Origin of the sequence: Streptomyces sp. NPDC048172, from assembly GCF_043202595.1 — a bacterium.
GTDB lineage: Bacteria > Actinomycetota > Actinomycetes > Streptomycetales > Streptomycetaceae > Streptomyces.
In genome coordinates this window covers 703244-716332 of sequence record NZ_JBIDAT010000004.1, presented here as the reverse complement: position 1 = coordinate 716332, position 13089 = coordinate 703244, and the positions used below count along the sequence as shown (strand labels likewise).

General features: G+C 72.7%; 11 protein-coding genes. 6 read left to right on the top strand and 5 right to left on the bottom strand.

Translation table 11 applies throughout. From position 1 onward, the window contains the following. Nucleotides 1–3: 3 nt before the first annotated feature. The gene (locus ACGF3A_RS20900; protein ID WP_393731703.1) at nucleotides 4–2265 is read right to left on the bottom strand and encodes an ATP-binding protein; all 2262 of its coding nucleotides are present in this window, start codon (nucleotides 2263–2265) and stop codon (nucleotides 4–6) included. A 211-nt stretch (nucleotides 2266–2476) separates the two neighbouring features. Between ACGF3A_RS20900 and ACGF3A_RS20895 the strand changes: the two genes are divergently transcribed. Continuing rightward, complete coding sequence (locus ACGF3A_RS20895) at nucleotides 2477–3643, top strand: PP2C family protein-serine/threonine phosphatase (protein WP_393731702.1); 1167 nt, start codon at nucleotides 2477–2479, stop codon at nucleotides 3641–3643. Nucleotides 3644–3679: 36 nt separating this feature from the next. On the opposite strand, the gene ACGF3A_RS20890 is transcribed toward ACGF3A_RS20895, so the two are convergent. Further along, nucleotides 3680–4954, bottom strand: coding sequence for a protein kinase (locus tag ACGF3A_RS20890; protein WP_393731701.1), 1275 nt, complete (start codon nucleotides 4952–4954; stop codon nucleotides 3680–3682). Nucleotides 4955–5265: 311 nt separating this feature from the next. Between ACGF3A_RS20890 and ACGF3A_RS20885 the strand changes: the two genes are divergently transcribed. The 3 genes from ACGF3A_RS20885 (at nucleotide 5266) to ACGF3A_RS20875 (ending at nucleotide 8553) form a co-directional block, all read left to right on the top strand. After that, nucleotides 5266–6714 (top strand): glyceraldehyde-3-phosphate dehydrogenase, encoded by a 1449-nt coding sequence (locus ACGF3A_RS20885; RefSeq protein WP_393731700.1) that lies wholly within the window; start codon nucleotides 5266–5268, stop codon nucleotides 6712–6714. Between the two features lie 83 nt (nucleotides 6715–6797). Further along, nucleotides 6798–7499 carry a restriction endonuclease gene (locus ACGF3A_RS20880; RefSeq protein ID WP_393731699.1) on the top strand — a complete coding sequence of 234 codons (702 nt, stop codon included), beginning with the start codon at nucleotides 6798–6800 and terminating at the stop codon, nucleotides 7497–7499. A 103-nt stretch (nucleotides 7500–7602) separates the two neighbouring features. Next, entirely contained in the window at nucleotides 7603–8553 is a 951-nt protein-coding gene (locus tag ACGF3A_RS20875; RefSeq protein WP_393731698.1) for a hypothetical protein, read from the top strand. On the opposite strand, the gene ACGF3A_RS20870 is transcribed toward ACGF3A_RS20875, so the two are convergent. From ACGF3A_RS20870 to ACGF3A_RS20860, 3 genes are all read right to left on the bottom strand, one after another. Then, nucleotides 8489–9367, bottom strand: coding sequence for an alpha/beta fold hydrolase (locus ACGF3A_RS20870; protein WP_393731697.1), 879 nt, complete (start codon nucleotides 9365–9367; stop codon nucleotides 8489–8491). The two genes, ACGF3A_RS20875 and ACGF3A_RS20870, sit on opposite strands and share 65 nt — an antisense overlap. A gap of 108 nt (nucleotides 9368–9475) precedes the next feature. Beyond that, entirely contained in the window at nucleotides 9476–10735 is a 1260-nt protein-coding gene (locus tag ACGF3A_RS20865) for a beta-ketoacyl-[acyl-carrier-protein] synthase family protein (protein ID WP_393731696.1), read from the bottom strand. Then, entirely contained in the window at nucleotides 10735–10965 is a 231-nt protein-coding gene (locus ACGF3A_RS20860) for a phosphopantetheine-binding protein (protein ID WP_393731695.1), read from the bottom strand. Before ACGF3A_RS20860 ends, ACGF3A_RS20865 begins: the two co-directional genes overlap by 1 nt. 317 nt (nucleotides 10966–11282) lie before the next feature. Here ACGF3A_RS20860 and ACGF3A_RS20855 point away from each other — a divergent pair, with 317 nt between their 5' ends. Beyond that, nucleotides 11283–12449 carry a DUF6745 domain-containing protein gene (locus ACGF3A_RS20855; protein WP_393731694.1) on the top strand — a complete coding sequence of 389 codons (1167 nt, stop codon included), beginning with the start codon at nucleotides 11283–11285 and terminating at the stop codon, nucleotides 12447–12449. Nucleotides 12450–12511: 62 nt separating this feature from the next. Further along, a complete protein-coding gene (locus ACGF3A_RS20850) occupies nucleotides 12512–12991 on the top strand; it encodes a hypothetical protein (protein ID WP_393731693.1) in 480 nt (159 codons plus the stop codon). The last annotated feature ends 98 nt before the right edge of the window (nucleotides 12992–13089 follow it).

The following is a 13089-nucleotide window of genomic DNA, read 5'->3' as shown; positions in this document are numbered from 1 at the left end:
GGCTCATCGCGGGCGGAGGGCGTAGGCGATGCCGGCGGCGAGGCTGTCTGTCAGGCCCTTGGCGAAGGCCGCCTCGTACGCGGCGTCTCCGGCGGCCTCGCGGGCCTGGCGTTCGCAGGCCGCGCGGGCGGCGAGGAGTTCGGGGATTCCCAGCCTGGAGCGGCCGAGGAGGGCCCAGGCCTGCTGGCCGACGCCGAGCAGCCGGGCCGCCCGTTCGCCGTGGCCGTTGTCGGCGGCCACCGAGGCGAGCAGGTCGATGGCCGTGCAGATGCCGATGCTGTCGTGGAAGAGGGCCTTGCCCTCCAGGGACGTACGGGCGTACGCGGCCGCCTCCTCCAGGCGGCCGAGGCCACGCGCCGCCAGGCCCCGTACGTAGTCGGCGTAGGCCAGGGCCCACCGTTCGCCGCGCTCGACGCACTCCGCGCGCATGGCATCGGTCAGCGCGGCGGCCTCCGCGAACTCCCCGAGGCTGGAGTGGGCGAACGCGCGGAGCGCCCACACCAGGAAGCGTGATCCGCTGTACGTGCTGCCGTGGTCCTCGGTGTACGGCGCCGCATCGAAGACCGCGGCGCCCTGCGCGGGTTGTCCGATCAGCACGAGGTACCCGCCGTCGAGGTGGGCGGCGCCGTTCAGCATGGGCGGGTCGGCCGCTGCCTCGGCCTCGGCGCGGAACTCCTTTCCCCGGTGGGCGGCCGTGTCGAGGTCGACCCGCCCGAGCGCGATCGCGCCGCAGGCCCATACCGCCTTGCTGCGTACCGGATCCATGGGACGGCCCGGGGGCGGGGCCTGGCGCAGGGCGCGGTCCAGGTAGTCGCGGCCTTCCCGCAGGAAGCCGCAGCAGAGCCAGAAGAACCACAGGTCGCTCGCCATCCCGAGCGCGAGAAGGGGGTCGGGCGCTGTGAGGCAGCTGTCCAGGGCGGCGCGGAAGTTGGCGTGCTCGGCCGTGGACCGTTCGTACCAGGCGACTTGGCCGCTCCCCATCCACTCCTGCTCCGCGAGGTGGGCGAGCTCGCGGAAGTAGTCGCGGTGCCGTTCGCGCAGCCGCTGCTCCTCGCCGAGGCGGGCCAGCCATTCCTGCCCGTACTCGCGGACCGTGTCCAGCATCGAGTACCGGGGTCCGCGCGGGGTGCCGGTGCGCTGGAGAAGGGACGTCTCCACCAGGCGGTTCAGCAGTCCGGGCATCTGGTGGCCGCCGAGGGAGCCGTCGGCGCAGACCCGTTCGACGGCCTCCTGCTCGAAGCCGTCGGCGAAGACCGACAGCCGGGCCCATAGCAGCCGCTCCTGCGGGGTGCAGAGTTCGTGGCTCCAGCCGATGGCCGTGCGCAGTGTCCGATGGCGTGCCTCGCCCGCGCCGAAGCGGCTGTATGGGCTGTATGGGCTGTACGGGCCATGGCGCCCCCGGCGTTCGTCCTCCTTCATCGTCAGCGTCTCGAAGCGCGTGTGCAGGCGCTGGCGGAGCTGGGCGAGGGACATCTCCGACAGCCGGGCCGCGGCCAGTTCGATGGCGAGCGGGATGCCTTCCAGGCGTACGCAGATCTCGGCCACGGCCCCGCCGTCCTTCTCCGCACCGGGTGCGGCCCGGGCGGCACGGTCCATGAAGAGCCGGGCCGCGTCCGCGGGCGCCGCCCCGCGCGCGTGCCCAGCGGCGGTGACGGGCAGCGGGGGCACCGCCACCACGTGCTCGCCCGGTGCCTTGAGCGGGCAGCGGCTGGTGGCCAGGACGCGCACTCCGGGGGCCGCCGCCAGCAGCGCCCGTACGATCGCGGAGCAGTCGGCGGTCAGATGCTCGCAGCAGTCCAGGATCAGCAGCAGGCGCTTGTCGGCGAGCCAGTCGGTGACCACCTCGATCGCGGGCTGGGTGGACTGATCGGCCAGCCGGAGCGCCTCGTAGACGCTGAGCGCGATCAGGTTCGGAGTCGGAGTGCGCAGCGGCGACAGCTCGACCAGCCACACTCCGTCGGGGAACGCGGCCCGCGCCGCCTCGGCTCCGGCGCGCTGGGCCAGGCGGGTCTTGCCCACCCCGCCCACCCCGGTCAGTGTCACCAGCCGCGCGTGCGTCAACGCCGCCGCGACGGAGGCCAATTCGGTCGTACGGCCGACGAAGCTCGTCGGCTCGGGAGGCAGGTTCCCTGGCCTCCCGTTTCCCGCCCTCGCGCCTTGCCCGGACTCTTCCACCGCACACCGCTCCTCTGGCACTTCCGGCCGCCGCCGACCGGCCCGGGAGAAGTCTGTTGCTCCGGGGCGGCTCTTGGCCACGAATGCCATGAGGTGTCGATTCTGCTTCCACCAGGACGTCCACATCGGCGCATCGACGCGACACACCTGATCGCCTCTCGACCGGCTTCGGTCAAACGGCCCAGCGCCGCAGGCAAGGGACGATGCTTGCCGTCACCCGATGCCGGGGCTGGGGCTGGGGCTGGGGCCAGGGCTGGGGCCGGGGCTGGAGCTGGAGCTGGGGAAGTCAGGGGAGCGGTGCATGGCTGTCGGCACATGGTGGCGGAAGCTCCGCACGCGCTGCGGGCGCGGTCACGCCCGGCTCGTACTCGCGCTGGGGACGAGCACCCTGCTGGCCGCCCTCTGCGCGCTGGAGGACGAGTGGCCGCCGTCGGCCGCCGCCCTGCTCCTCGGACCCGTACTGGCGTGCGTACGCCTGGACGCGCGGCGCACCAGCGCGGTGGCCGTCTGGACGCTGCTCCTCGCGCTCGGTGCGGGGGCGGTACGCCACCACGTCACGACGCCCGGCTTCGGCGCGGGGCTTCTCGTGCTGCTGGCAGGCAGCGCGCTGGCCGTACGCGATGCCGCCGGGCACACCGCCCGCGAAGCCGCGTTGGCGCACGCCCAGGCCGCGTTGGCGCAGGCCGAAGCCGCGCTGGTGCGGGCGAGGCAGGTGGCGCAGACCTGTCAGAGCGCGCTCCTGCAGCCGCTCACGACCGAGCTGGACGGGATCGAGGTGCGCGCCCGGCACCACTCCCCGGAGCGGGAGGCCTCGGTGGGCGGGGACCTGTACGAGACGGTGCGCACTCCCTATGGACCTCGCCTGATCATCGCGGACGTACGCGGCCACGGCCTCGAAGCGCTGCGGACCACCGCGGCGACCCTCCGGTCCTTCCGCGATCTGGTCCATGTCACCCCTGGCCTCGACGACCTGGCCCGCGCCCTGGACCTCCGGCTCTGCCCCGACCTGGGGCCGGAGGACTTCGTCACCGCGATCCTCGCCGAATTCGCCCCGGACGAAGTCCGCCTGGTCAACTGCGGGCACCCGGCGCCCGTACGCGTAGGGGCGAAGGTCGCGCTCCTGGAACCCCCGCAGCACGCGCTCCCCCTGGGCCTGCACCCCACGCCGCGGCCGCACCGCGTCCTCCTGCACCCCGGCGACCGGCTGCTCTTCTACACCGACGGCCTGAGCGAGGCACGCGACGCGAACGGGGCCGACTTCCCCCTGCTCGAAGGAGTCAGCGACGCACTGGCCGCACCCTCGTCCGCCGAGTGCCTGGACGCGCTCCTCGCCGCGGTCACCGCACACACGGGCGGGCCACCGGTCGACGACCTCGCCCTCGTCCTGTGCCAGCCCACCCCCGCACAGGACGATCCCCGGAATCCCGTCGGCCAGGAAGCCCCGGCGCCGGTCCGGGCGGAGCCGTAGCTACAGCTACAGCTACAGCTACAGCCGTGAGCGTGGTCAGCGGCTTTCGAGGGCCAGGACGATGATGAGGAGCAGGGCCCCGACGACCAGGGCGGTGATCGTGAGGCAGTTGTCGCCGTTGTCGCCGCCGCTGCCCGTTCCCTTTTTGGGGTCGCGTACGTCCTGGATCCGGATGAGGCCGTATTTGCCGCCGCCCGGGACCTTGGTCAGGTCGATGCGGTTCTCGGCGGCGAATTCGCGGGCCGCCTTTGTCGCGTAGGTGCCGTGCTTGGCCTTGATGGCGGCCACGACGTCTTCCACGTGGACGGTGCCGTTGTCACCGGTGCCCTTGACGGCGCTCGGGTCCACGTCGTGTTCGGCCGCCAGTTTGCGGGCGACGGGGCTGAGGGCGGGCCGCTGTCGCGTTCTGGGGACGGTGCGCTCCGGCGGGGGCGGCAGCCGGGGGGTGGTGGCGCGGCGTTCGGTGATCATCGTGGTCACGGGGGACGGGAGCCAGGGAGCGGGGGCCCGGTCGGGTACGGCGAACTCGTCGAGGAGACGGGCGAGGGTCGGTCTGCGCGCGGGGTCCTTGGCCATGCAGTCGGCGACCGTACCGAGGAGGCGGATGGGCAGGCCGGACAGGTCGGGCGCGTCGTGGACGACGCGGTACAGGACCGCGTCCGGGTGGCCGGTGCCGAACGGACAGTGGCCGGTGACGGAGAACGCCAGCACCGACCCCAGGGCGAACACGTCGCTGGCCGGCCCGACTTCGCGCCCCTGGGCCTGCTCCGGTGACATGAACGCGGGGGTGCCGATCACCGACTGGGAACGGGTGAGCGAGGGGGCGTCCAGCGCGCGGACGATGCCGAAGTCGATGACGCGGGGGCCGTCCTCGGCCAGGATCACGTTGGAGGGCTTGAGGTCGCGGTGCACCAGGTGGCAGGCGTGGATGGCGGCGAGGCCCTCGACCAGGCCCGCCGCGAGCACGGTCACGGCCCGGAGGGGCAGCGGGCCGTGCGTCTCCACGGCGTCGTGCAGGGAGGGCCCGGGCACGTAGGCGGTGGCCATCCACGGCGGGTCGGCGTCCGGAGCCGCCTCGATCACCTGCGCGGTGTAGAACCCGCCGACCTTCCGGGCGGCGGCGACCTCCAGGGCCAGCCGACGGCGGAACTCCTCGTCGTGGGCCAGTTCCGGCCGTACGACCTTGACCGCGACCGGACGGCCGCCGCGGGAGCGGCCCAGGAACACCTGTCCCATACCGCCCGCGCCCAGCCGCCCCTCCAGACGGTACGGCCCTACTTGACGCGGATCGCCCGTCTGCAACGGCTCCATCGGGGGCCGACTCCCTTCGGAAGGACAAGTCCCGGATCCATCCGATCCCGGATCTTGTCAGGAAGTCACCCGGCCGTGAAGTGAAGGGGAGGGGAAGGGAGATGCGTTCCAGGCCCGTGGGCCGCCCGAAGAGATGTCCTCCCTTCGTCACACTGCGTGCTGTCCACGGTCGAGACTGCTCCTGAGCAGGAGAGCCAGCAAGGGGGGCAGGGGGGGCGGCTCCATGCTCCATGTCACAGTCGGGGGCGCCAGAGGCGTGGGTGCGGGCGGGTTAACATGTGAGCACCGCCTAGCTCGAAAGATAGATCTCTGTGACTGTCAATGACGACGTGTTCACCAATTGGATGATCCGCGAGGAGATCGCGGAGTCGATGATCCCGATCATCGGGAAGCTGCACCGTGAGCGGGACGTGACGGTCCTGCTGCACAGCCGCTCCTTGGTGAACAAGTCGGTGGTCAGCATCCTGAAGACGCACCGGTTCGCCCGGCAGATAGCCGGGGAGGAGCTCTCGGTCACCGAGACCCTCCCGTTCCTGGAGGCGCTCACCGCGCTCGACCTCGGGCCCTCCCAGATCGACATCGGCATGCTCGCCGCGACGTACCGGAAGGACGACCGCGGGCTCTCGGTGCCGGAGTTCACCGCGGAGGCCGTCGCCGGGGCCACGGGGGCGAACAAGATCGAGTGCCGCAAGTCGCGCGACGTCGTGCTGTACGGCTTCGGGCGTATCGGACGGCTCCTGGCCCGGCTGCTGATCGAGAAGGCCGGTTCCGGGAACGGGCTGCGGCTGCGGGCCATCGTCGTCCGCGGCAGCGGTGGCGAGCAGGACCTCGTCAAGCGGGCCTCGCTGCTGCGCCGGGACTCGATCCACGGCCAGTTCCAGGGCACGATCACCGTCGACGAGGCGAACAGCACGATCATCGCCAACGGCAACGAGATCAAGGTGATCCACGCCAACGATCCCTCGGAGATCGACTACACGGCGTACGGCATCCAGGAAGCCATCCTCATCGACAACACCGGCAAGTGGCGCGACCGCGAGGGTCTCTCGCAGCACCTGCGCCCGGGTGTCGACAAGGTCGTGCTGACCGCGCCGGGCAAGGGGGACGTGCCGAACGTCGTCCACGGCGTGAACCACGACATGATCAAGCCGGACGAGCAGATCATCTCCTGCGCGTCCTGCACCACCAACGCGATCGTCCCGCCGCTGAAGGCGATGGCCGACGAGTTCGGGGTGCTGCGCGGTCACGTGGAGACCGTCCACTCGTTCACGAACGACCAGAACCTGCTGGACAACTACCACAAGTCGGAGCGTCGCGGCCGTTCGGCGCCGCTCAACATGGTGATCACCGAGACCGGTGCCGCCTCGGCCGTCGCCAAGGCGCTGCCCGACCTCGGAGCGAAGATCACCGGCAGCTCGATCCGCGTCCCCGTGCCGGACGTCTCGATCGCGATCCTCAACCTCCAGCTCGCCCGCGAGACCGACCGGGACGAGGTCCTCGACCACCTGCGCGAGGTGTCGCTGACCTCGCCGCTCAAGCGTCAGATCGACTTCACGAGCGCCCCCGACGCGGTCTCCAACGACTTCATCGGCTCGCGCCACGCCTCGATCGTCGACGCGGGCGCCACGAAGGTCGAGGGCGACAACGCGATCCTCTACCTCTGGTACGACAACGAGTTCGGCTACTCGTGCCAGGTCATCCGCGTCGTCCAGCACGTCTCGGGGGCCGAGTACCCGACGTTCCCGTCGCCGCTGAGCTGACTCCCGGACGCCGTCCGCGCCCTTCTGCTCCCTCCCCGACGCCCCCAGAATGAAGGGGGGTTGGGGAGAGGGGGCGGGGCGCGGTGGCGAAGAAGCGCACACGACGCCGTTCCGGTTCCGCCGTGCGGCGGCGGCGACGGCGGAACGCGTACCTGGGGCTCTGGGCGCTCGCCGTGTTCCTGGTGATGGCGAACCGCTCCTGGTTGTGGCCGGTCCTGCTGGCCCTCGTCGCCGTGCTCGGCGTCGTCCTCCCGGTGGTGGTGCGGCTCCGGCGTACGGGACGGCTCCCGCCCCTCGGCGTACGCCCCGACGCAGTCTCCGCCGGGCGGCGGTCGCTCGCCGAGGTCGACGCCATGAGCTGGCGGGAGTTCGAGCACTACGTCGCCGACCTGTGCCGCCGCGACGGCTGTACGGACGTCGAGGTCACCGGCGGTTCCGGGGACCTGGGCGCGGACGTGACCGCCAGGCTGCCCGACGGGCGGCGGCTCGTCGTCCAGTGCAAGCACTACGCCCCGCACCGGTACGTGCCGAGCGGCGACATGCAGAAGTTCGTCGGCACCGCATGGCTCCACCACCGGGCGGACGTCGCGGTGTTCGCGGCCACCTGCGCGTTCAGCCGGGCCGCGCTCGACTACGCCGTCCAGCAGCGCGTGGTCGCCGTCCACCGCGACCTGCTGGGCCAGTGGAGCAACGGCACGCCCCTGCGCTCCCTGCTCCCCCTCAACGGCGCGGGCCAGGGCGACCGCGCCCACCGGCGCCGCTGGCGGGACACCTACGGGCGGTGAACACGACTCCGCCGCGCGGCGGAGACGGATCGCTCCGGCGGCCGACGCGCACGGAAGCGCGCCGCCCGAGGCTGGGGTTCCCGACGAACGGAGGGAACCCCGGATGGACTTCTGGGACCGGGCAGGGCGGTGGGCGGCGTACGGGGCCGCGCTCGCGCTGACCCCGTATCTGGTGATCAAGGTGGTGTGGGTCCTCGGCTCGGGGTTCGACAGCGCGGGATGGATCCTGCTGAACACCGTGACGATCGGCATGGCGGGCATCGGCATCACGCTCGCCCTGGCCCTCGTACGGCCGTGGGGCACCCGGATACCGGGACGGCTGGTGGTCCTCTGCGCCTGGACTGGGGCCGGGTTCCTCGTGCCGGTCCTGCCGTACGCGCTGCTCAGCGCCGTGCTGGACCCGCCACGCACCCGTGCGTGGGAAGGCGCGCTGCTCCAGGCCGGCTTCGTCGGCATGGGCCTCGGTCTCGCGCTCGCGCTGCCCGCCTACATGCGGCGCCGCTGGCCGTACGCGTTCGAGGGAGACCGGCACGGACCGCCGCCGCGCACGGGCGCCGTCCCGGCAGCCCTCGCCGCCGGGGCCGGGCTCGTCTGGCTGTACTGGGCGGTCGGCGGCGGCCTGGGCGTCGCGCATCCCGGCGAGCGGAGCACCGGGGGCGCGGTGCTGGCCGGGCTCGGCGGCTGCTGGGCACTGGTGGGTGCCGTGGCCGTACGGGCGCTCGTACGGGGGCGTCCGCGCGGACGCCTCTCCCGCGCGCCGCGCTGGGTGCCGCTCGTGCTCGGGTTCCTGGGGTCGGGCTCGCTCTTCGCGTGGAGCGGCTGGAAGCTGCCCGTCACCGCGCTCGTGGCGCTGGGCGTACCGGTCGGCCTGGAGCTGCCGGAGGAGCCGGTCGTCGCCGTGGCGGTCCACGCCGCCGCTGTCGTGGCGGGCGCCGGACTGCTGCGGACGCTGCTCGCCGCCTCCCGCGAACCCGCCCCCGGCCAGGGGCTCAGCGCTGGGCCGGTAGCAGGACCGGAGGCGCCAGGGGGAGGACGTTCTCCTGGGAGGAGGTGAAGAAGTGGTGGGCCAGGTCGGCGACGACGTCGGCGCGTTCGAGTACGACCCAGTGGTCGGCGTCCGGGACGGAGACGAAGGTGCTGTCGGTGATCGTGTCCGCGAAGTGGCGCTGCGAGGCGGTCGAGGTGAGGGTGTCGTGCTCGCCGCAGAAGACCAGGGTGGGGACGCCGGTGAGGCCGCCCGCGAGGGGGAGGCGCTCGTCGAGGGCGCGGTAGATCTCGGAGACGCTGTCGATGTTGTGGAGCAGCTGGCGGCGCACGTAGCGGTACGCCAGGTCGCGGCGGTGGACATGGCGGCGCGGGTCCATGCACAGCATGCCCTCGGTGGCCTTGGTGACGAACTCCTCGTGGTCCCCGGCTCTGAGCGTGTCCGCCGCGTCCTGCCAGTACGCGATCTGCGCGTCGCTGAAGTCCGAGGGGACGCCGCCGAGCATGAGGCGGGCGACGCGCTCGGGGCGGCGCTGCGTGCAGGTGAAGAGCAGGGCCGCGCCGTAGGAGTAGCCGAAGACGTTGACGCGGTCGGCCGCTCCGAGGGTGTGCAGATCGTCGATGATCTGGTCGATCGCGCCGCACAGCAGCGAGCTGTCGTGCTCGTCGCGCAGGGTGTCGGAGGCGCCCATGCCCGGGAGGTCGGCCGTGATCACGGTGGCCTCGGGGCAGAGCTGGTGCTCCATCTGCGGCCAGCCGTACATGCCCTGGCGTACGCCGCCGACGATCAGCACCGGCTCGGTGGTCGGCCGGGGGTTGGGCAGCAGCCGGTAGGAGTAGGACAGGCCGTCGATGTTCAGACGGCGGAGCACTTCCTCTGGCATGGGGTTCCCAACGTGAGTCCGGTCGGTGAGGAGGAAAGGGGAGAGGGGGACGGGGACAGGGACGGAGACGGGCGGAGAAAGAGTGGAGGGGGAGGAGCGCGGCGGAGGTCAGGACGTGGTGAGGACCAGGACGGCGTTGTGGCCGCCGAAGCCCGATGACGTCTTCACGGCGCACTCCAGGCGCGCGGGCCGGGCCTCCTTGGCGACCACCTCGACGGGGATCCGGGGGTCCAGGGCCTCCAAGTTGACCGTCGGCGGCACGCTCTGGCGCTGGAGCGCGAGCACGGTGAGCGCCGTCTCGATGCCGCCGCTGGCCCCCAGCGTGTGGCCGGTCATCGCCTTGGTGGAGGTCACGAGCGGCCTCTCGCCGCAGACCCGGTGCAGCACGGCCGACTCGATCGTGTCGTTGAGCACGGTGGACGTGCCGTGCGCGTTGACGTGGCCGACGTCGGCGGGGGCGACGTCCGCCGCGCGGAGCGCGGCACGCAGCGCCTGCTCCAGGCCCTCGCCCCCGGGGGACGGGGCGACGGGGGAGTGGGCGTCGTTGGTCGCGGCGTACCCGCGCAGCCACGCGCGCGGGGAGGCGCCACGGGCGCGCGCGTGGTCGCCGCGCTCCAGGACGAGCAGCCCGGCGCCCTCGCCGACGACGAAGCCGTCACGGTCGGCGTCGAACGGGCGCATGGCCGCCGCCGGATCGTCGCACCGCCTGCTCATCGCCCGCATCTGGCAGCCGCTGGCGATCAGCGGCCGGGAGCAGGGCGCCTCGGCCCCGCCGACCACGGCAACGTCGACCACCCCGGCGCGCAGCAGCTGGTAGCCGGTGCCGATGGCGTCGGTGCCCGAGGCGCAGGCCGTCGCGATCCCGAGCGCCGGTCCGGTGGCGCCGAGGGTGCGGCAGACGGCGCCCGCCGCGCTGTTGACGGTGATGGCCGAGGCCATCGACGGTGCCACCCGGCGCGGCCCGCGCGCGGCCAGCACGAGCTGCTGCTCGTCGTGGTACGTGATCCCGCCGTGCGAGGAGCCGATGACGACCGCGACGCGCCCGCCCTCCCAGCACTCCGGGTCGAGTCCGGCGTCGGCGACGGCCTCGTGCGCCGCGACGACCGCGAAGCGCGCGAACGGTGCCATCACCCGGGCGCTGACGGCATCGACCCACCGGCCGATGTCGAGCCCCTCGACGGTGTACGCGAAGTCGCACGGCAGCTCGCGAAGATTCTCGTGCGGGCCGACGTTCGACGGTGCCGTCGCGGTCGTCACCTCGCGCCAGGTCTGCTCGACGCCGAGGCCCGCGGCGCTGACGAGCCCCAGGCCGGTCACGGCGATGCCGTCGGCGGCACCGTCGGTGCGGGAGTCGTTGGTGAGATCCATTACGCTGTCCTCTGGCGTACGGCCGCGAGGAGTTGGCCGTACGTGTCACGGGAGGACAGCTCGATGTCCTCAAGATCGACGCCGTAACGTTCCTCCAGCAGCACTCGCAGCTCTTCCAAGGCCAGCGAGTCGAGCCGCAGTTGCAACAACGGCGTGTCCTCGGGCACCGAACGCGTGTCGATGCCGAAGTTTTTGGACAGCACCTCGCCTACGTGCGTCGCTACATCCATCAGTCTCCACACCCCTCCACCGGGCTTAACACAGGCGTACAACGCCGCGTACGCGGCACGAGTCACGGGCGTGGCGTGAATTCGACGCCCGGCCACCCTGGAGTGCGTGGGGAACAGGCCAGGGGCGAACGTGCTTGCGAGGAAGGGGCGTCGGGTGTCATCCTCTCCGCCATGACGACGCGAAAGGCGGACTCCGCCCTCGAACGATGAGCGGAGCGACGCGCCCCCGAAGCCGGGGCATCCACGCATCCTCTTCTTCTCTCTCTTCATCCCCCTCCTCTTTTCCCTCTTCCGAACAGCTCCGGCTCGTCCGCGCCTTGCGGGACGAATGGCTGGGGCACGGGCTGGCCACCGAGCCGGCCGACCGGCAGCGCGCCGAGGAAGCCGTGGCGGGGCTCTACCGGTTCATCGGCGCCCCGCCGCCCGCCTTCGTATGGGTCGACTCGCCCGCCGCCGCGCGTGAGTTGCTCGCCGAGGGGCGTACGGCCGACGGGGCGGCCTGGCGGCTCAGCGACGGATGGGACCGGCCGACGGTCGCGGGGCAGCTGGCCTCGCTGATGTCGGACCTGCGGGCCCGGCTCGACCGGTGGATCCGTGACCGCTCCCGGACGTGGCGGGGCAGCGCCGTGCGGCAGGCCGCGCGGGAGCTGGACTCCGGCGCGGACCCGGAGGCGGCGCGCGAAGCGGGCGTGACCCTGGAGACGTACATCGACACCGCCGTCCGCGAAGCGCTGGAGACCACGCTGCGCGACGCGCTGTGCGGGCCGGTGCGGACGGCGCTCCTCGGGAACGCGGGACCCGTGCTCGGCCTCACCTGGTACGGGCAGCAGGACGCCGCCTGGATCGGGCCGTACGACATCCGGCGGCGGGCCGGAGCCCTCCGCTATCGGCCGCGGGACGAGCAGCAGCTCGACCTGTGGGCCGAGCTGGCCCGGTCGGCCGGCTGGTGGTGGCCGTCCGGAGGGCGGTGCGTCCTGGCCGAACGGCCGCGGGACATCCGGACCGAGCCCCTGCCGGACGCCCGCCCCGGTGAGCTGCGGCTGCACCGGGACGACGGGCCCGCCGTGCGGTTCGCGGACGGCGCCGCCGTCCACGCGCTGCACGGCACGCACGTCCCCGAGTGGGTCGTCACCGACCCCACCGTCGAACGCATCCACGCCGAGACCAACGTCGAGGTGCGGCGCTCCGCCATCGAGCGCATCGGCTGGGAGACCTATGTCCAGCGCGCGGGCCTCGCCCTCGTCTCCACCGCGCCCGACCCCGGCAACCCCGGCTCCGAACTGCGCCTCTACCACGTGCCGCAGCAGGTCCAGGGCAGGCCATCGCGGGTCCTCCTCGCGGTCAACGGCTCGGTCGAGCCGGACGGACACCGCCGCCGGTACGGGCTGAGCGTGCCGCCGTACTTCGACGACCCGGTGGCGGCGGCCGGCTGGTCGTACGGGCTGAGCGGACGCGCGTACGCCGAGCTCGTCCGCCGCACATGAGCCCCGACGGGCCCTCCTCCTCTTCGTACCTTCCCTTCTCACACACCAAGGTGATGCCGCACATGAACATGAAGACGCACGCGACCACGTCCACGACCACTCTCGGCGAACTCTCCGCCCGTACCGGCCGCGACGTCCTCGCGCATCTGGAGCGCGAGGTCACCGTCCCCGTGGTGTCCGGGATCCAGGCGCAGGGCGACCTGATCGTCATCCCCGGCGCCCTCCTGGAGAACGTCCGGGAGTCGCGCTACGCCCACTGGACCGAGGTGCCGCCCGGCGGGGTCGAGCTGCTCCGCAGCGCCGGGGGCGGCAATCCGCACGCGCTCGTCGCCGACCCCGGCGCCTGCCGCTGGACCGAGTCCGTCCGCGACCTGACGGGTCTGTCCCTCGGCATGATCGAGGCCACGGCCGTCGCGTATCTGATCCACCCCGAGCACGGCGCGACCGGGATCGCCCCGGGACGGTACGTCGTACGGCGCCAGCGCGAGCGGGGCACGGGGAAGGGGCGCTGGAGCGCGGGGAACAGGATGATCCAGGACTGACGGGCCGCTCTCCTGCGCCGTGCGCCGTGCGCCGTGCGCGCCAGTGCCGCGTCAACGCGCTCCCCGTTCACGTCAGTGTCCCGTCAGGAGCCGGGGGT